Consider the following 18,695-nt stretch of genomic DNA (forward strand, 5'->3'; position numbering starts at 1 on the left):
GTCGTGGACACCGACGAGAGAAACTCTCACGGGATCCGAAGTCGCATCTGGGGTAGCGCGTCCATAGCGCGGCCATCGCGTCCATCCGGCAAAATCGGCGCGGTTCACAGCAAATGGGGTGGCCCATGCGCCGTTAAACTAGCTGCGTCCCAGCTCGGACGGCGTTACCTCCAGATCCAAGGCGCGCGCCGTGTGATCGGCCAGAGCCATGCCCGCCTGGTTCATCGTCAGATAGAGATGGGTGGCGCCGGCCGCCTTCAGGCGCTCGACCTCCTGCTCATGCAGCACATGCGAGATGATCGGCCCGGCGAACCCCTTGGACCGCAGCGCCCAGGCCGCAGCCTCCTTCGCCTCGGTTCCATCCATGGCCAGAACCGCGGCATCCAGCCCCGCGATGTTCACCCCACGCCAGAAACCCGCATCCTCGACATCGGCCCACAGGACATTGCGGCCAGCCTGCCGGTGCGGTTCGACCTTGTAGATGTCGGAGTCGATCCCGACCAACTGGTCCTCGAACGGCAGCAGGTACTGATAGGCCGCCGAACCGGTCCGGCCCATGCCCAGGATCAGGATGCGGGCATTGCCCAGGTCCGTCGGCAGCTCGTCCCGGTGGTACCTTGTCGTTTGAAAGCGTTGCAGCTGGCTTTCGTAGCGGTCGGACAGCGCCTGTGCCATGCGGTTCACGGGTGAGGCCGCAACGAATGACAGGCTGACCAGCAGCGCCATCGCCACCAGCTTGTCCGGCACCAGATCGGCCGCAAGGATCAGCGCGAGCTCGCTGTAGGTGGCCAGGTTGACTGCCGCCAGGAAGGCGCTGCGCGCTCTCAGGCGGAACAGCAGGAGAAGCAGGTAGAACAGCACCGCCTTCAGCGGCAACAGCACGATGAAAACCCCGGCGAAAACCAGATCGCCCGGATCCGGCAGGCCCGACATCCCGATCTGGAGGAAAAAGCCGACCAGGAAGGCCTCCTTCAGGCCCCAGAGCGCGTCGGTCAGTTCCTTTGCGCGCTTGTGGGTGGAGAGCATCAGCCCCATGGCCAGTGCCCCGATCTCGGAACTTAGGCCCACGAACTCGAACCCCATGCCGCCGATCACCAGCGCCAGCAACATGCCCATCAGGACCAGCAGTTCATCCTGGCCCGTCAGATCCAGGATCCGGAACAAGAGCGGACGTAGCAATGGCAGCGCCAGCACATACAGCGCCCAGACCGAAGGCGCCTGCCCGCCCCAGATTGACAGCACCACAAGCGCGATAATGTCCTGAAGGACGAGGATGCCGATTGCGGTCCGCCCGTAGAAGGCACCGATGTCACGCTTTTCTTCCAGAACCTTTGCCGAGAACACCGTCGAGGAGAAGGCGAGCATGACCGCCAGCATGGCCGCAGTCCGCAGGTCCAGCCCGAGAAACAGCACCAGTCCGGGCGTCACCACGATGATCGAGACGACGAAATGCAGCAATGCCCCGCCCAGCACCTGCGGCTGTGCGATCTGCCGCAGCCGCAGCTTCATGCCGACTGCGAAGAGCAGCAGCAGCACGCCCAAGTGCGACAGGTAGTCCAGGATGTCGCCGGTCGCCTCGGGCAGCCTCAGCACGGGCCCCAGCGCATTGATCGCGAACCCCGCTGCCAGGAACCCGACCATCGGCGGCAAGCCGATCTGGCGCATTGCAAGGCCGAAGACGAAGGCAAAGCTGACGCAGATGACTTCGAACATGCAGACGCTCCGGATCAGCTCGAGGTTGGCATAGCGGCGGCGGTTTCGTGCCTCAATAGCGCTGCGGGCTCCTGCCCGCCCGGGTAGCCAGGAAGCGTATCCGGCACGATTTGCAGAGAATGCCGTCGGTCTTTGCTGCGGAGTGCCCCTGTTCCCGTGCCCGCCTCTGCAGTGTGCCTCCGTTGAGCAGGACGGCGAGATCCTGGTGGCCCACATGATCGCACCGGCGTGAAAGCCGCGACAGGAACCTCGACGGAACAATCATTTCATACCAGGGTTGAACTCGGTATCGAGGGGCAGACGGGAGCCAGGCCGAGATTGATCTTCAATCCGCTAGCCCAATCCGACAGACACGGCCAGACGCTTGGTCGCACATGCTGAGTTGCAGCAAGACAAGGGAATGTTTGGCCCAACTGACCCCGACCCGCTGCACGGCAAGGCCGTGCAGGCTTGACCCAGCAAAGACTTGCATTCTTGACGCAGCAAGGCTCCGCAAATGCAACACCGGCTCGCCTTCTGCCCAGGTCATTCTGACGCCTGACGAGCTTGAGGCGGCCCGCCGGTCCGCCCTGCTCGCCAGCCTGCCCGAGGCCGCAGAGGCCATGCTGCTGAAGGGTGCACGGGTGCAGGGCCTCGGCGCCGGCCAGATCCTTTTCCTGCAGGACGAGCCCGCTGATGCGCTGTTCGTCGTGCTGGACGGCTGGATCAAGCTTTACCGCACTGCCCCCAGCGGGATCGAGGCGATGATCGGCACCATGCGCGATGGTCAGAGCTTCGGCGACGCGGCAGCGCTTTGCGGCCAGCCTTGGCCGGTCTCGGCCGAGGCGATCAGCCCGGCGCGGCTGCTGCGGCTGGACGCGGGCCGTGTGCGCCGTCTGCTGCAGTCCGACCCGGTGCTTGCCACATCGATGCTGGCTTCGGCCTTCCTGCGTCTGCAGCAGCTTGTTGCCCACATCGAGGAGTTGAAGACATGCACGAGCGTACAGCGGGCGGCCGAGTTCCTGCTGGATCTCGCGGCGGAATGTGAGAACGATGGTCCGGTGGTGCTGCCCTACAACAAGGCATTGATCGCCGGCCGGTTGGGAATGAAGCCGGAAACCCTGTCGCGGGCCTTTGCACGGCTACGCGATCATGGCGTGCAGATCGAGGCCACGATGGTCCATATCAAGAATGTGGCGCATCTGCGCAACCTGGTGGCCGAAGGCCTGGCCTGAGGCAGGGAGGCGTGCCGCGCAACTTGTCTGGTCAAACTCAAGCACACTGCATCCTTCCAACGGTTGCTGCAGATAACCTCCCAACCACCGAGCCTCAGCCTCACGCCGATGCGCGCTCGGGCAAGCTTTGCGGCTTCGCCACTCTTTCGTGGATTTACCGGTCGAGATCGGCGCCGAGATACAGATAGTCCCAGCGATACTGGCCTGTGTTGGACAACTCGGGCAAATTGAGGATCCGCACGGTTCCCTGGATGAAGGTGCAGATGCCTTCCTCGCGAAGCTCTGGCATCTCCCACGAACACCAATCAATGCGATAGTAGAACTGGGAGCCGCAACTGACTTAGAATCCCCCGTGTCGCCCCGCCAAGAACGAAATCGCGGATGCGGGAGTGACCAAATCCCCCCATTGCCAGAAGCTGCGCACCGTTTGACAGGGCGGTATCCTGCAACGCCTCGGCGATAGTTCTATTACCGAGAGTTGTCTCAACAGGCTTAGCGTTGAGCCCCCGCTTTGCCAGCGATGACGCAAGAGCACCGGCAAGATCTGATCCGCCCAAAGGTTTTTCGTCTCGGACCGTCAGCACCGAGATCGAGCCGCCTTCCGCCAGAAGCGGTAGCACATCGCCAAGCGCGCGGGCGGCCACCCGGCTGCCGTCCCAGGCGATGGCGAGATGATCCACCGGGGCGGGACGGGCCGAGGGCGGCACCAGGACGGCCGGGCGGCCCGAGCCGAAGACCACCGCCTCGGCCATGTCCCCGACCGGGGCGGTGTCGGCGGCCCAGGGCAGCAGGGCGAGGTCGAAATATCGGGCCTGCTCGGCGGCGTCGCCCGGCACGGCTCCCCAGGGAACCTTGCGCGCGGTGCAATGGACATCGGCGGGCGATGCGGCGCTTTCCAGGACGAGCTGCTCGAGGCGGCGGCATTCGGCCCTGCTCTTTTCCTCGGTGGACTGGACAAGTCCGGGGATGTCGATCAGCAGGTCGCCCAAGCCCGAGGAGACGCGGGGAAAATCGACCGCGAAGGTCGTCACGCTGAGCGCGTATCCCAGGGGCCGCGCCAGGGCGACGGCGGCGCGGGTCGCGTCGTCGGCGATCGCTTCGGGATAGGTGATCAGGGGCATGTAGGCGATGCGGCTGTGCGTCATCTCGGCTTCTCCATGCGGTCTTGGACATCGTGGGAGGAAGGGAAAGGCGGGCCGCGCCTGTGCGACAACCTGCCAGAATGGCTGACCATCCCCGCCTTGCCCCCATCGATCCCGGGTTGCTGCATGGGGACATGGTGCCTTGGACCGGCCATCGCCGGCAAGCTCCGGTGGGTTCGCCGCCGGTTCCCGGGGCGGCCTGCCGCGGTCTTGACCTCACCCCGAGGCTGGGCAAGCTCGTCAGGGCGGCGCCAGGACAGGGCAGGCATCGCGTCAGGCGCGCGCGCCTGACGCCCGCAGGATGCGCCGCGTGAAAAGGGGGCCCCGGCAGCCGGCATTCAAGCGGAGGCGAGATCGTGAGCGACGACGAGATGCACCATTCCCTGACGTCGGCGCTCACGCATCCGCACGCGCATTCCGGCCGCACCTGCCTTCTCGCGCTGGTGTCCGGGCCCGGGGGGCTGACCGGGTCCGAGGCGGCGCGGCGCCTGGCCCGCCACGGGCCGAACCGCCTGCCCGAGGTCCGGGGCCGCGGGCAGGTCCTGCGCTTCCTGGCGCAGTTCCACAACGTGCTGATCTATGTGCTGCTCGCCGCGGCGCTGGTAACGGCGGCGATGCAGCACTGGATCGACACCGGCGTCATCCTGGCGGTGGTCATGGCCAATGCGGTGATCGGCTTTGTCCAGGAAGGCAAGGCCGAGGCGGCGATGACGGCGATCCGGCAGATGCTGGCCCCCCAAGCGGCGGTGCTGCGCGACGGGCAGCGGGTCACGCTGGACGCAGCCGGGATCGTGCCGGGCGACATCGTGCTGCTCGAGGCGGGCGACAAGGTGCCGGCCGACCTGCGCGTGATCGAGGCGCGCGGCCTCGCGGCGCAGGAGGCGATCCTGACCGGCGAGTCCGTTCCGGTGGAAAAGGACGTGGACCCCGTCGCCTTCGACGCGCCCCTGGGCGATCGCCGCCCGATGCTGTGGTCGGGGACGCTGGTCACGCAGGGCACCGCCCGCGGGCTGGTCGTGGCGACCGGCGCGGGGACCGAGATCGGCCGCATCGGCGGGCTGCTGAGCGGGGTCGAGCAGCTGACCACGCCGCTGGTCGCGCAGATGGACCATTTCGCCCGCTGGCTGTCCTTCCTGATCCTGCTCGCGGCGGCCCTGCTGCTCGCCTATGGCTATTTCGTCGGCCACCTGCCCTTTGCCGACCTGTTTATGACGGTGGTCGCCATCGCCGTCTCGTCGATCCCCGAAGGCCTGCCCGCGGTGATGACGATCACGCTGGCCATCGGCGTGCAGGCGATGGCGCGGCGCCATGCCATCGTGCGCCGCCTGCCGGCGATCGAGGCGATCGGCTCGGTTTCGGTCATCTGCACCGACAAGACCGGAACCCTGACGCGCAACGAGATGGTGGTCGCCGCCGTGGAAACCCCCGAGGGCAGCTTCACCGTGGCGGGCGATGGCTATGCGCCGACGGGGGCGATCACGCCCGCGGGCGACCTCGGGCGTCTCGCCCGCGCGGCGGCCTTGTGCAACGACGCGACCCTGCGCGAGCGGGACGGCCTCTGGTCCGTCGAGGGCGACCCGATGGAAGGCGCGCTGCTGGCCTTTGCCGGCAAGGTGGCGCCCGATATCGCCGCCACCCGGCTGGACGCCATCCCCTTCGACAGCCGGCACCGCTTCATGGCGGTGCTGACCGATGGCCCCGAGGGGTGCGTCACCCATGTGAAGGGTGCGCCGGAACGGGTGCTGCGGATGTGCGGGGATGCCGAGCACGCCCATTGGCATGACCGCGCCGAGGCGATGGCGCGGGGCGGACTACGGGTCCTTGCCCTGGCCGAGCGGGCCGAGACCGCGGACCGGATCGACGGGACCGCGCTGGAAGGCGGGCTGACCTTCCTTGGCCTCATCGGCCTGATCGACCCGCCCCGCCCCGAGGCCGTCGCCGCGGTCGCCGAATGCCGGGCCGCGGGCATCCGGGTGAAGATGATCACCGGCGACCATGCCGGCACCGCCGCCGCCATCGCCGCGCAGATCGGCCTGGAAAACCCCCATCGCGTGCTGACCGGCCAGGATCTCGACAAGCTGGACGACGCGCAGCTCGCGCTCGAGGTGATGGGCGTGGATGTCTTCGCCCGCACCAGCCCCGAGGACAAGCTGCGCCTGGTGACGGCGCTGCAGGCCAACGGCCTGTCGGTGGCCATGACCGGCGACGGCGTGAACGACGCCCCCGCGCTCAAGCGCGCCGACGCGGGCATCGCGATGGGCCTCAAGGGCTCCGAGGCCGCCAAGGAGGCCGCCGACCTCGTCCTCGCCGACGACAACTTTGCCACCATCGCCGCCGCCGTGCGCGAGGGGCGCACGGTCTACGACAACCTCAAGAAGGTCATCAGCTGGACCCTGCCCACCAATGCCGGCGAGGCGATGGTGGTCATCACCGCCCTGGTCGCCGGCCATGCCCTGCCGCTGACCGCCGTGCAGATCCTCTGGGTCAACCTGATCACCGGCATCACCCTCGGCCTTGCCCTGGCCTTCGAGCCGACCGAGGCCGGCACCATGGCCCGCCCGCCCCGGCGGCGCGACGCGCCCATCCTGTCGGGCGAGCTGGTCTGGCACGTGGCCCTGGTGGCCTTGCTGTTCCTGGCCGCCGTCTTCGGCATGTTCAGCTATGCGCTCGACCGCGGCTATCCCCTGGCGCTGGCCCAGACCGTCGCGATGAACACGCTGGTGGTGCTGGAGATCGCCCATCTCTTCTTCATCCGCAACATCCACGGCACCTCGCTGACCTGGGACGCGGTCAGGGGCACGCGCGTGGTCTGGACGGTGGTGGTCGTCATCACCGCCGCGCAGTTCGCCGTCACCTACCTGCCGCCCCTGCAGGCCGTGCTGGGGACCGAGCCCGTCCCGCTGGCTGACGGCCTGCTGATCGTGGCCCTGGGCGCGGCCTTCTTCGCCCTGATCGAGATCGAGAAGCAGATCAGGCTGGGGTTGAAGGGGTGACGCGCCGGGGCCGCCCCGAGCGGTGACGGCCGCGCGTCGTCCCGAACGAGGATCGTGACCCCCGCAGGCGCATTTTGTCTCGCCAAGGGGGGTTCCTGCGGCCAACCTTGGGGCAGGAACCGGAAGGCCCGTGCGAGAACGCCATGCCTGCCATCGGCAGGACCTTCGCCCGGGACGATCGCGATCGAAGGGGGAGAAGGACGATGACCGCAAGAATGAAGGCCGCCATCTTCGTGGAACCGGGCCGGATCGTGCTCGACGACAAGCCGGTGCCCGATGTCGGCCCGCTCGACGCGCTGGTGCGGATCACGATGACGACGATCTGCGGCACCGACGTCCATATCCTGAAGGGCGAATATCCCGTCGCCCGCGGGCTGACCATCGGCCATGAGCCGGTGGGCGTGATCAAGAAGCTCGGCTCGGCCGTGCAGGGCTATGCGGAAGGGCAGCGCGTGATCGCCGGGGCGATCTGCACCTCGGGCCACAGCCACGCCGCGCTCTGCGGCTGCCACGCCCAGGACGGCCCCGGCACGCGGCACGGCTGGAAGCCGATGGGCGGCTGGAAGTTCGGCAACACCATCGACGGCACGCAGGCCGAATACGTGCTGGTCCCCGACGCGATGGCCAATCTGGCGCCGGTGCCGGACGGTCTTTCCGACGAGCAGGTGCTGATGTGCCCGGACATCATGTCGACCGGGTTTTCGGGGGCGGAAAGCGGGAACATCCGCATCGGCGACACGGTGGCGGTCTTTGCGCAGGGCCCGATCGGGCTTTGCGCTACCGCCGGCGCGCGCCTCATGGGCGCCACGACGATCATCGGCGTGGACAGCGTGCCGGCCCGGATGGAAATGGCCCGCCGCATGGGGGCAGACCACGTGATCGACTTCACGACGTCCGATCCGGTCGCCGAGATCATGCGCCTGACCGACGGACGCGGCGTCGATGTGGCCATCGAGGCGCTTGGGCGGCAGGAAACCTTCGAGGCCGCGCTGCGGGTGCTCCGCCCGGGCGGCCGGCTGTCCTCTCTGGGCGTCTACTCGGGCGACCTGACCATTCCCCTCGGCCCCTTCCTGGCCGGCCTGGGCGACCACACGATCGTGACGACCCTCTGCCCCGGCGGCAAGGAGCGGATGCGGCGCCTGATGGATGCCATCGCCTCGGGACGAGTGGACACGCGGCCGCTGGTGACGCACCGCTTCAGCCTGGACGAGATCGAGGAAGCCTATGAGCTTTTCTCCAATCAGCAGGATGGGGTCCTGAAGGTCGCCATCACGCCATGACGGCTCGGAAGTCGTCGGGTGCCGGCAGCACGGCAGCAGCGCTGGCCGGTGCGGACGGTGGACGTCCCTGCTCCAACCCTCGGAACACGGGCCAATGTGACGAGCCGATAACAGGAAGGCTGCGCCTCATCTGTCATTACGTGCGATGAACCAAGCGCTCACTCCTCCTTGCAGAATGCCTCGTAGAGAGCAGCCATCAGCACCTGAACGTCCGGGTCGCTGATCCGGTAGTGGATCGTCTGGGCTTCGCGACGGGTGTCGACCATGCCCGCCTCGCGCAGCTTCGCCAAGTGCTGGCTCAGCGCCGACTGGCCAAGGCCCACGGCCGCCTGAAGGGCACCGACTGACCGTTCGCCCTGCACCAGCTCGCACAGGATCAGCAGGCGCTTGGCATTGGCCACCAGCGCCAGGCGACCTGCCACATGGTCGGCTTTCTCCTGAAGGGCGACGATCGGGAGGGCTGCGTTCTTCTTCATTACATTAGTGTTGTCTTATTTAGGTAATGTTAATATATACACCCCTGTCGCCGTGAAAGCAAGCGGACGGGCGCAGGAGCAGTCGCAGATGGAGATGACAGTTCAGACAGATTTCACGCCTTGGGCCTCGCTCGGCGGCGGGGTCCTGATCGGCCTCAGCGCGGTGATGGTGATGGGCCTCTTCGGGCGCATCGCGGGCATCTCGGGGATTACCAGCGGATTCTTGGGCGCGGTCCTGCCGATGAACGGGGCGCCCCGTGACCAGGACTGGCGGATGGCCTTCCTGCTGGGTCTTATCGCGGCTCCGCTGGTGGGGATGCTGCTTGGCGGCAGGATGGACCAGTCGGTGCCGGGCAACCTTGGCGGGATGCTGGCGGCCGGGCTGCTGGTCGGCCTCGGCACGGCGCTGGGGTCGGGCTGCACCTCGGGGCACGGCGTCTGCGGGCTGGCGCGGCTGTCGCGCCGCTCGCTGGCGGCGGTCGTGACCTTCATGGCGGCGGGCGTCGTCACCGTCTTTTTTTCGCGTCATGTTCTGGGAGGTGCTTGATGCGGATTGCCCTCGGCTTTCTCAGCGGCCTCGTCTTTGGGCTCGGTCTGGTGATCTCGGGCATGGCCAACCCGGCGAAGGTGCTCAACTTCCTCGATTTCACTGGTTCCTGGGACCCGAGCCTCGCCTTCGTCATGGGCGGCGCAATGGTCACCGCCTTCATCGGCTACCGGCTGGTGTGGCGCCGGAGCGCCCCGGTCCTCGAAACACGCTTCGACCTGCCCACGAACAGCCGGACCGACCGATCCCTGATCCTCGGCGCGGCACTCTTCGGCACCGGCTGGGGCATCGGCGGCTTCTGCCCCGGCCCCGCCTGGACGGCGCTGCCGCTGATGGCCCCTGGCACGCTGGTCTTCTTGCCCGCGATGCTCGCCGGCCTCTGGATCGGCACGCGCGTCAAGTCCCTCGATCTTCTGGCTTCCAAAGGAGCAACGCAATGAGCACCTCCAAGCTGCAGCAGCGCGTCGTGCGCCATTCCCCCTCGACCGGCCGCGGCAGCCCGGATGTCTGGGGCATCTACGAGCCCGACACCGGCTCGATCCAGTATGTCTGCGCCGATCCGATCACGAAGAGGGCCGCGCTGATCGATGTCGTCTGGAACTTTGACCCGAAGAACTATCGCTTCTCGACCGAGAGCATGGACCAGGTGCTGGATCTCGTGGCCGAGCACGGCCTGACCGTCGAATGGGTGCTGGACACCCACCCTCATGCCGACCACGTCATGGCATCCGCTCATCTGAAGGAGCGGACCGGCGCCCCCACGGCCATTGGCGAGAAGGTGCATGACATCGCCCGTCTCTGGGCCGGGCTCTACAACATGCCGGGCGTGTTTCACCCGGACAGGAACTTCGACCGGCTGTTTGCCGAAGGCGAGACCTTCCGCATCGGCGATCTCGACATGCGGGTGATGCTGTCGCCCGGGCACACGCTAGGGTCGATCACCCTTGTCTGCGGCGACGCGGCCTTCACGCACGACACGCTGATGCAGCCCGACGTAGGCACCTCGCGCGCGGACTTCCCCGGCGGGAACGCCGAGCAGCTCTGGGACTCGATCCAAGCCATCCTGGCGCTGCCGTCCGAGACACGCATCTTCGTTGGCCACGACTACGGGACGGACGATCGCGACGAGCCGAAGTGGGAGGCCACGGTGGCCGAGCATCTGGCCGGGAACAAGCATGTGAAGGCCGGCACCCGGCGCGAGGACTGGCTCAGGCGCCGCAACGAGCGGGATGCCACCCTGCCGCTGCCCGACCGCATCCTTGCCGCGCTTCAGGTCAACCTGCGTGGCGGGCGCCTGCCGCCGGCCGAGGAAGACGGCCATGTCTATCTGAAGCTGCCCGTCAACCGTTTCTGAAAGCTGTTGCCGCAAGCGTGGCATTGGATAAGCCTGTCGAAGAGATCGGCAGACGCATCAGCACAATAGAGCCGGAGAGATCACGCAGGCAGCAAAGGTAAGGATGATCCCGTGCAGCATGGCGGATCGGCATCCTTGACGCAGGGGGACATGACCCTCGCGGCCAAGCCCGTCGTGATCGAGATCCTTGGTGGCATCATGGCCTTCAGCGGTGATTTGTCCGTGGTCGCGGTCGGCCGCCTCGACATCGAGCGCATCGTGCGCGATGGCGCAAGTGCCTCGGCGCTGGACATCGGGCAGGTGCGCCGTCTCGACACGGCCGGAGCCTGGCTGCTGCTGGAACTGCAACGCCGCTTGGGTTCGCCCGACCGCCCGGTCGCCCTGCAGGGGGCCAGCGACGCGCAGATGCAGCTTGTCGAGACGGTGCGTTGCAACCTGGCGGCCGAAGGAAAGGCCGGGCCGCCGCGGCGGACCCTTTCCGACCGGCTGGAGGCGCTGGGGCGTGCGACTTTCGCGGGCGGCAAGGTTGCTCTCGCCCTGACGGGCTTTCTGGGCGAGGTGATCGCCGCGTTGGCAATGACGCTGCTGCGACCGCGGCGGCTGCGCCTGACCTCGGTTGTCCATCACATGCAGGAGGTCGGCTGGAAGGCCGTTCCCATCGTCGCGCTGATGTCCTTCCTGATCGGCGTCGTGCTGGCTTTCCAAGGGGCGACGCAACTGCGCCAGTTCGGCGCCGAGGTGTTCGTCGTGGACCTGATCGCCATCTCGGTCCTGCGCGAACTGGGCATCCTGCTGACCGCGATCATCGTCGCCGGGCGGTCCGGCTCGGCCTTCACGGCGGCCATCGGGTCCATGAAGATGCGCGAGGAGATTGATGCAATGAGGACGCTGGGTTTGGACCCGATCGTCGTCCTCGTGATGCCGCGGGTGTTGGCGCTGATCCTGATGCTGCCGATCTTGGGCTTCATCGCTGACATTGCGGGGCTGGTGGGTGGAGCCATCATGTCCTGGATCGAGCTTGGAGTGTCCCCGGCAGTGTTTCGCTCGCGTCTCGTGGCCGACACAGATGTCTGGCACTTCGGCGTCGGCATGATCAAGGCGCCCTTCTTCGCGCTGATCATTGGCGTCATCGGCTGCTACGAGGGCATGATGGTTGAGGGAGACGCAGAGTCCCTCGGGCAGCTGACCTCGCTGTCGGTAGTGCTGTCCATCTTCATGGTAATCGTCGCCGATGCCATGTTCTCGATCTTCTTCGCGGTGGTGGGGGTGTGATGCCCGTGCCCGGCACCACGGCCGAACCCGTCATCCGGGTGCGCGGTCTCGTCAAGCGGTTCGGGGCCCACACGGTCCATGACGGCGTGGATCTGGACGTGATGCGCGGCGAGGTGATCGGCATCGTCGGCGGCTCGGGGTCGGGCAAGTCCGTTCTGCTTCGTCAGATCGTCGGCCTGACCAAGCCCGACGCCGGCAGCATCGAGGTGCTGGGCGAAAGCGTGCGCGACACCCCCGCGGCGGAATACCGTCGCCTGCGAAGGCGCTGGGGGGTGATGTTCCAGGACGGGGCGCTCTTCTCCTCTCTGACGGTGCGCGAGAATGTCGAGGTGCCGATGCGCGAGCAGGCCCGGCTGCCGGCGGACCTCCGCGAGATGCTGGCCGCGCTGAAGGTCCGCATGGTCGGCCTGCCCGAGGACGCCTTGCACAAGTATCCCGCCGAGCTTTCGGGGGGCATGCGCAAGCGCGCCGGCTTTGCCCGCGCCATTGCGCTGGATCCCGAGATCGTCTTTCTGGACGAGCCGACCGCGGGGCTCGACCCCATCGGCGCCGCCGCCTTCGATACGCTGATCCGCCAGTTGCAGGCGGCTCTGGGGCTGACGGTGTTCCTCGTGACCCATGACCTGGATTCCCTTTACGCGATCTGCGACCGGGTAGCGGTGCTGGCCGAAGGCCGGATGCTGGCCGTGGGCACGATCGCCGAGATGAGCCGGGTCGATCACCCCTGGGTGCGGGACTATTTCCACGGTCCCCGCGCCCGCGCCGCCGCCGGAACATCCGGTACCAGAAAGGGGCCGTGATGGAGACCCGCGCGAATTTCGTCCTGATCGGAGCCTTCACGCTGCTGGGCATTCTTGGCAGCCTCGGCTTCTTCGTCTGGCTGGCCAGCGTCCAGATCGACCGCCGCTACGATGTCTATGGCATCCTTTTCGACGACGTGACCGGGCTCGACCAGTCGGGCGATGTCCTGTTCAACGGCATCCCGGTGGGCCGGGTGATCGGGCTGCAGATCTATGCCCCCGATCCCGGCAGGGTGCTGGCCACCGTCGAGGTGGACGCCACCACCCCGATCCGCCAGAACACCGTGGCCCAACTGACCTTCCAGGGCGTCACCGGCGTCGCCTATATCGCGCTGTCGGGAGGCAGGGGCGAGGCCCCGCCGTTGATTGCCCCCGACAGCGAGCTGCCCATTATCCCCTCGCGCCGCTCGACGGTGCAGGCACTGGCCGAGGAGGCCCCTGCCCTGCTGGCCCGGGCCAGCGAGCTGATCGAGCAGTTGCAGGCCCTGATCAGCGAGGAGAACCGCGCACATGTCGCGGGCATTCTGCGGAATCTCGAAACCTCGTCGGCCCAGCTTGATCAGGCGCTGCGCGATGTCTCGGGGCTGACCGGAACGCTGGTCCGGGCCTCGGACCAGATCGCCGGCTTCACGGAACGGCTGGACGGCATCGGCACCTCGGTCACGGCGACGCTGGCGAATATGGACAGCACCCTCGCAGCTGTCACGGGCGCCTTCGACGAGGCACGCCGCACGCTCGACGCGGCGGGCCCTGTCATCCGGCAGGCCGGCACTGCCTTCGAAAGTGCCGCGACGCTAATGCGCGACCGGGTGCCTGGCCTTGTGGACCAGGTGGCGCGGACGGTCACGACGCTTGAAACGGCGGTCGCAGAGATCGCCGAAGGCTCTGCCTCGGCGCTGCAGGGCTTCACGCAGACCGCCGATCTGCTGAATGCCCGGCTTGCCGAACTGGAAGGCACATTGGCCGCCGCCGGCCGCGCTTTCGCTGCCGTCACCGAGGCCTCGAATAGCCTGACGGCGCTGACCCAAGGCGATGGCGCAGGTCTGGTGGCCGATTCCCGCGACTTGGTGGCCCGCGTCAAGGAAGCGGTCGGCACGATCCAGACCACAGTCGACCGCGACCTGCCCACCATTATGGCCGACATCCGCTCGGCCGTCACCACCGCCTCGGGGGCCATGGACCGGGTTGCGGCGGATGTGACCGCCTTCGCCGAGGGGCTTGCGCCTCTGATGGGCGACGCGCAGCTTGCCATCCAGAACGCCACGCAGGTCTTCGATCGGGCGAAGGGAACGATGACTGTTCTGGAAAACACGCTCGGGACGGCCGATGCCGCCATGGCGGCGGCGGCGACCGCATTCGAATCCGCCACTGGCCTGATGGACACCGACCTTGCGCCGGTGCTGGAGGACATCCGCTCGGCCGCGGCCAGCATTGACAGGGCGGCGGCGCAGTTCTCGACGGACCTGCCGGCGATCACCTCGGACCTGTCGGCGCTGATCGCGCGGGCCGACGCGGTCGTGGCCGAAGTGCAGACCACCGTCAAGGTGGCCGCGCCGGGGGTCCGCGACTTCGCCGGCCGGGGACTGCCCGAGCTGGCGCGGCTGGGGACCGAGGTCCGCGGTCTTGTCCGCACCCTCAACGATGCCGTCCGCCGCCTGCAGCAGAACCCCGCCGGCTTCCTGTCCGGCAACCGCGTCCCGGAATATCGGAGATGAGACGATGAACTTGCGCCCCCTGTCCCGCCGCGCGACCCTGACGGGCGCGCTGACGATGCTGAGCGGCTGCGCCGCGCTGACGGCGATCGGCGGCGGAGGCAGGGCGCTTGATACCTTCGACCTGACCCCCGCTGCGGGTGCGCCGGGGCGGCAAGGCTCCTCACGGACGCTGGTCGTGGCCCGCCCCGAGGCTCCCTCGGCGATCGCCACCGACCGCATCGTCGTCAAGCCCGATCCGAGCTCGATCGCCCATCTTCCGCGCGCCCGCTGGAGCGCCGAGGCCCCGCTGCTGATCCAGTCGCTCCTGATCCGCTCGATCTCCGGCACGGGAAGGATGGGTTATGTCGGTCAGGTCGAGAACGGCCCTGTGGCCGACCGCGTGCTGCTGGCCCGCATCGATGCCTTCCAGGCTGAGGCCGACCCGGCCGGCAACCTCGTCGCACGGGTGGAGATCGCACTGACCCTGCTCAACGATGCGGACCAGAGCCTGATCGCCTCGCGCAGCTTCACCGGTTCGGCGGTAGCGACGGACGACAGCGCCGCTGCTGTCGTTGCGGCCTTTCAGGCGGTCATGAATCATGTGCTGCCACAGGCGGCGGCTTGGGTTGTGACTGTCTGAGCCGCCTCTAGTTCCCCGGCGAATAGCGGCACGTGCCGCCGGTAGGCTCATGGTCGGCCCTGCACGGGTTTTCCCGTCAAGACTGCTGCAATTTGCCATGGTAGAACCAGACCGAGATCCGGCCGACCTGCGAACAAGGACATTCCGAGTGTTCGGCCTAGGTTCTGAAAGGTCTCTCAGACCGGTGGAATGCAATATGCTCTGTCTGCTTGACCTGTGTCTTTTCCGTTTGGCCTGGTGGTTGCCCGCGTGTGCATTCGGAAGCTACCCTGCCCGGTCCCCAGAGGAGGACTGGCAAGCCTTAGAGATTCACCGTGCAGGGAATGCATAGGCAGGGGCACTGCCGGTACTGCACTGGCACTGCAGCGCCGCCCTTGTGCTCGAACCGTCAGGGTCGTCCGCACCTGGATAAGGGCCAGCTAATACATCGACCGGTGAACTGAACAGCCACCCTGCCGCGACGGGCTGAAGTACCTGTCCGTCGCGCAGCAGGAACAGCGCATCGAGACCGTGGCGGCGGACGAGGGCCGCGCCCTCCGCCTCACCCAGCACCATCAGCGCGCTGGCCCAGGCATCGGCCTCGGCGCAACTCTGCGCGACCACGGTGACAGAGGCGGGCGGGGCGGGCAACGGCGCGCCGCGCCGCGGGTCCATGGTATGGGACAGCTCCCGCCCCCCTGCCCGGACCCGGTGGCGGTAATCGCCCGAGGTCGCCACTGCCGCATCCTGCAGCGCCAGCACGGAATGGGCCGAGCGGCGGGCGGGATCGGGCGCCTCGATCGCCAGGGCCCAAGGCGAGCCGTCCGGGCGCAGCCCCAGCGCCCGCATCTCGCCATCAATTCCCACCAGTCCCGCGTTGATGCCAAAGCGCCGCAGCGTCCCGGCCAGCCGGTCCACGCCATAGCCCTTGGCGATGCCGTTCAGGTCCAGCGTGATGGGGGCACCCTTCCGCACCTGACAGGCGGCGGGGTCAAGCTCCAGCACCTCATGCGCGGGCCGGCGCGGGACGGCCAGCGCCTGCGCGATCCGCTCCGTGTCCGCCGGGGCGGGGCCGAAGCCCCAGGCCGTCACCGCATCGCCCATGCCAATGTCGAAGGCCCCGCCCGAGGCGCGGCCGATCTCCAGCCCCAGCCGCAGAACGGTCATGAGATGCGCGGGCACGGGCACCCATTCCCCGACCGGCGCCGCGTTCAGCCGTATCAGGTCGCTATCGGGCCGCCAGGTGGACATCTGGGCGTCGATCTCCTCGACCGCCTCCTGCAGCGCCTGATGGACCGGGGCCGGATCGCGACCATCCGCAAAGAACAGTGCCGACCAGCGGCTGCCCATGGTGGGGCCGTTCAGCGCATGGCGGGTCGGGTCAGTAGATGTCTTCGACATAGCGTCCCTCGGCTTTCAGCAGCGCCGGCGTCAGCCCGGCGGGGGCGAGGATCTCGTCCAGCGCGGCGCCGACGCCCGCCGCCATCCCGCGCCCGCCGCAGACCATCACCCGCGCGCCCTTTCGGATCAGGCGGGCGACGGCGGCGGCCTCGAGCCGCAGGGCGTCCTGGACATGATGCGGGCGCTCGCCGCGGGAGTTGGCCGTGACAAGGCTGGAGAGGCGCCCGCTTGCCTGCCACTCCGCCAGTTCCTCGCGATACAGGAAGTCGCTGTCCGGGTGGCGCAGGCCGAAGAATAGATGCACCGGACGGCGGCGCGCATTGGCGCGGATAAAGCCCGCGAGCGGCCCGATCCCCGTGCCCGCGCCGATCAGGATCAGGGGCGCGCGACCCCGGCCCGCCCGGAAGCCCGGATTGCGGCGCAGGAATGCCCCCACGGTTCCGCCGGGCCGCAGTTCAGCTAGCTGCCCCGAGCAGAGCCCGCCCGGCTGCTTGCGGACCACGATCTCGACAAATCCGTCGCGCGAACCGGAGGCCAGCGAATAGAAGCGCGGCACGGGCGAGCCCTCGGGCAGGACGCCCAGCAGGTCGCCCGCCTGCCAGCGCGCGAAGCCCCGCCCCATCAGCCGCTGCCACATCGTCAGGGCCGGCGGGGAAAAGCGCAGGATCGCGGTCGGGGCCTGCACCTCGGCCCCGTAGTCGCGGCGCGAGACCAGCGTGAGCGCCTCGGTTGCGGGCACCACCGGCTGGTGCAGCAGTTCCAGCCCGATCCCCAGCGCCGCGCCAAGCGCCCGGCCCCAGCGGGCGAACTCCTGCGGCGACTGGCGGTCGATGGTTGCGAAGGCCAGAAGCTGCGGCCAGCCCTTTGCCGCTGTGGCTGCCGCGACCTCCTTGGCATAAGCGCAGAAGGCGGGAAAGCTGCGGTCGCCGAAGCCCAGCACGGCAAGCGGCGCCTCGGGCGCGCGGTCCAGCCGCGCCAGCCGGTCGAGGAACCCCTTGGCCGAGGCCGGGGCGCAGCCCTCGCCATAGGTCGCGGCAAGGATGATGAAGCGCAGGGCCCGAGGGTAACGTGCAGGGTCAAAGCCCGCCATCGGCGCGACATGGACGCGCTGACCTGTCTCGGTCAGGGCGGCGTGCAGCGTGGCGGCAAAGCCCCAGGTCGAGCCGCCCTCGCTGCCGACCAGCAGGACCGTTTCGGCCCGGCCGGGCGGAGCACTGCCCCGGATGCGCGGCCGGGCGCGGCGCGCGGACAGCCACAGGGCGAGGCCCGTGCCGGCCATCGCCGGCACCCCCAGCGCCATCAGGCCCAGCAAGAAGCCCCAGACCGCCGCGCCCTGCCCCGTGTGCAGCATGAAGATCGTCTCGGACAGGCGGCCCCAGCCCGAAAGATCGGCCCAGGCCAGCAGTTCGCCGCTGCCCTGGTCCAGATAGCCCGTGCCCCGCGCGGTCCTGAGGGTATGAGCATCCGTCGGATCGCCCGGATCGGCCAGCGACAGGCTGCGCAACTCGGCCGCGGGCAGTTCCTTCAAGGCCGCCATCGCGCCCAGGTCCATGCCGGTCCTGCCGCTGACCCCTGCGGGAAAGGCAGGCGTTCCGCCTTCGTCCGGCAGCAGCTCGAAGGTCGAGGCCGTCATCCACAGCGCCGTGGCCGAGGAGAGCAGCAGGCCCGCGACCGCGATCCGCGCGATCTCGACATGCAGCCGCCCGGCCAGCGGTCCGCGCAGCCGCGCGAACCAGCGCCGCCAGCCGCCTGTCCGGCGCGCGACCAGCGCGGCGCCCGACAGCGCCAGCACCAGCATCGCCGCCGCGCCAAGCGCCGCCGCGATGCGTCCAGCGTCGCCAAGGAACAGCGAGCGGTGCAGGTTCGTCAGCCAGCGCCGCAGCGGGTCGGGATCGGCCGAGCCGGCGTCCCGCCCCGTCGCCGGGTCGATGACCGCCGCCCGCGGTGTGCCGCCGTCGAACCAGTAGGCGGTGACCTGCCCCGAGGGCGCGCGGCGGATCTGTTCCAGCCCCGGATGGCTGGCGGCGATGCGCGCGGCCAGGTCGGCCACGGACAGCCCGGCTTCCGCCCGGGGCGCGGCCAGCCGCTCGGCCACCGGATAAAGCGACAGCGTCGCCCCGGACAGCGCCAGCACGACCAGCAGCAGCGCGGCGGCGATCCCCGGCCAGCGATGGATTGCGCGGATCATGG

The 18,695-nt window shown here is 68.4% G+C and carries 16 protein-coding genes; 10 read left to right on the forward strand and 6 right to left on the reverse strand.

Annotated elements, in window-relative coordinates; translation table 11 throughout:
* Positions 1-138: 138 nt before the first annotated feature.
* Positions 139-1,713, reverse strand: coding sequence for a cation:proton antiporter domain-containing protein (locus ACFFII_RS01640; RefSeq protein ID WP_377697144.1), 1,575 nt, complete (start codon positions 1,711-1,713; stop codon positions 139-141).
* A 602-nt stretch (positions 1,714-2,315) separates the two neighbouring features.
* Between ACFFII_RS01640 and ACFFII_RS01645 the strand changes: the two genes are divergently transcribed.
* Complete coding sequence (locus ACFFII_RS01645) at positions 2,316-2,927, forward strand: Crp/Fnr family transcriptional regulator (RefSeq protein ID WP_377697145.1); 612 nt, start codon at positions 2,316-2,318, stop codon at positions 2,925-2,927.
* Positions 2,928-3,081: 154 nt separating this feature from the next.
* Here ACFFII_RS01645 and ACFFII_RS01650 read toward each other — a convergent pair whose 3' ends face one another.
* Positions 3,082-3,216 carry a hypothetical protein gene (locus tag ACFFII_RS01650; RefSeq protein WP_377697146.1) on the reverse strand — a complete coding sequence of 45 codons (135 nt, stop codon included), beginning with the start codon at positions 3,214-3,216 and terminating at the stop codon, positions 3,082-3,084.
* 16 nt (positions 3,217-3,232) lie between these two features.
* On the reverse strand, positions 3,233-4,072 hold the full coding sequence (locus ACFFII_RS01655) for a universal stress protein (RefSeq protein WP_377697147.1): 840 nt from the start codon (positions 4,070-4,072) through the stop codon (positions 3,233-3,235).
* 368 nt (positions 4,073-4,440) lie between these two features.
* Between ACFFII_RS01655 and ACFFII_RS01660 the strand changes: the two genes are divergently transcribed.
* Positions 4,441-7,062 (forward strand): HAD-IC family P-type ATPase, encoded by a 2,622-nt coding sequence (locus tag ACFFII_RS01660; protein ID WP_377697227.1) that lies wholly within the window; start codon positions 4,441-4,443, stop codon positions 7,060-7,062.
* Between the two features lie 203 nt (positions 7,063-7,265).
* Positions 7,266-8,342 carry an NAD(P)-dependent alcohol dehydrogenase gene (locus ACFFII_RS01665; RefSeq protein ID WP_377697148.1) on the forward strand — a complete coding sequence of 359 codons (1,077 nt, stop codon included), beginning with the start codon at positions 7,266-7,268 and terminating at the stop codon, positions 8,340-8,342.
* Positions 8,343-8,500: 158 nt separating this feature from the next.
* On the opposite strand, the gene ACFFII_RS01670 is transcribed toward ACFFII_RS01665, so the two are convergent.
* Positions 8,501-8,818, reverse strand: a complete 318-nt coding sequence (locus tag ACFFII_RS01670; RefSeq protein ID WP_377697149.1) for an ArsR/SmtB family transcription factor — start codon at positions 8,816-8,818, stop codon at positions 8,501-8,503.
* 7 nt (positions 8,819-8,825) lie between these two features.
* On the opposite strand from ACFFII_RS01670, the gene ACFFII_RS01675 reads away from it, so the two are divergent.
* The 7 genes from ACFFII_RS01675 (at position 8,826) to ACFFII_RS01705 (ending at position 15,125) form a co-directional block, all read left to right on the forward strand.
* On the forward strand, positions 8,826-9,365 hold the full coding sequence (locus tag ACFFII_RS01675) for a YeeE/YedE family protein (protein WP_377697150.1): 540 nt from the start codon (positions 8,826-8,828) through the stop codon (positions 9,363-9,365).
* Positions 9,365-9,805, forward strand: a complete 441-nt coding sequence (locus ACFFII_RS01680) for a DUF6691 family protein (RefSeq protein WP_377697151.1) — start codon at positions 9,365-9,367, stop codon at positions 9,803-9,805. Before ACFFII_RS01675 ends, ACFFII_RS01680 begins: the two co-directional genes overlap by 1 nt.
* Positions 9,802-10,719, forward strand: a complete 918-nt coding sequence (locus ACFFII_RS01685; RefSeq protein WP_377697152.1) for an MBL fold metallo-hydrolase — start codon at positions 9,802-9,804, stop codon at positions 10,717-10,719. The genes ACFFII_RS01680 and ACFFII_RS01685 overlap by 4 nt, the downstream gene beginning before the upstream one ends.
* 150 nt (positions 10,720-10,869) lie before the next feature.
* Complete coding sequence (locus ACFFII_RS01690) at positions 10,870-11,991, forward strand: ABC transporter permease (protein WP_377697153.1); 1,122 nt, start codon at positions 10,870-10,872, stop codon at positions 11,989-11,991.
* Entirely contained in the window at positions 11,991-12,791 is an 801-nt protein-coding gene (locus ACFFII_RS01695; RefSeq protein WP_377697154.1) for an ABC transporter ATP-binding protein, read from the forward strand. Before ACFFII_RS01690 ends, ACFFII_RS01695 begins: the two co-directional genes overlap by 1 nt.
* Positions 12,791-14,506, forward strand: a complete 1,716-nt coding sequence (locus tag ACFFII_RS01700; RefSeq protein ID WP_377697155.1) for an MlaD family protein — start codon at positions 12,791-12,793, stop codon at positions 14,504-14,506. The genes ACFFII_RS01695 and ACFFII_RS01700 overlap by 1 nt, the downstream gene beginning before the upstream one ends.
* Before the next feature lie 4 nt (positions 14,507-14,510).
* The gene (locus ACFFII_RS01705) at positions 14,511-15,125 is read left to right on the forward strand and encodes an ABC-type transport auxiliary lipoprotein family protein (protein WP_377697156.1); all 615 of its coding nucleotides are present in this window, start codon (positions 14,511-14,513) and stop codon (positions 15,123-15,125) included.
* A 309-nt stretch (positions 15,126-15,434) separates the two neighbouring features.
* Here the strand turns inward: ACFFII_RS01705 and ACFFII_RS01710 are convergent, their stop codons facing one another.
* Together ACFFII_RS01710 and ACFFII_RS01715 are read right to left on the reverse strand one after the other, a co-directional pair.
* Entirely contained in the window at positions 15,435-16,505 is a 1,071-nt protein-coding gene (locus ACFFII_RS01710; protein WP_377697157.1) for an FAD:protein FMN transferase, read from the reverse strand.
* On the reverse strand, positions 16,486-18,693 hold the full coding sequence (locus ACFFII_RS01715) for a PepSY domain-containing protein (RefSeq protein WP_377697158.1): 2,208 nt from the start codon (positions 18,691-18,693) through the stop codon (positions 16,486-16,488). Before ACFFII_RS01715 ends, ACFFII_RS01710 begins: the two co-directional genes overlap by 20 nt.
* Between the last annotated feature and the right edge of the window lie 2 nt (positions 18,694-18,695).

The sequence above is a fragment of the Paracoccus niistensis genome, assembly GCF_042432925.1.
In the GTDB taxonomy this organism is placed as follows: Bacteria; Pseudomonadota; Alphaproteobacteria; order Rhodobacterales; family Rhodobacteraceae; genus Paracoccus; species Paracoccus niistensis.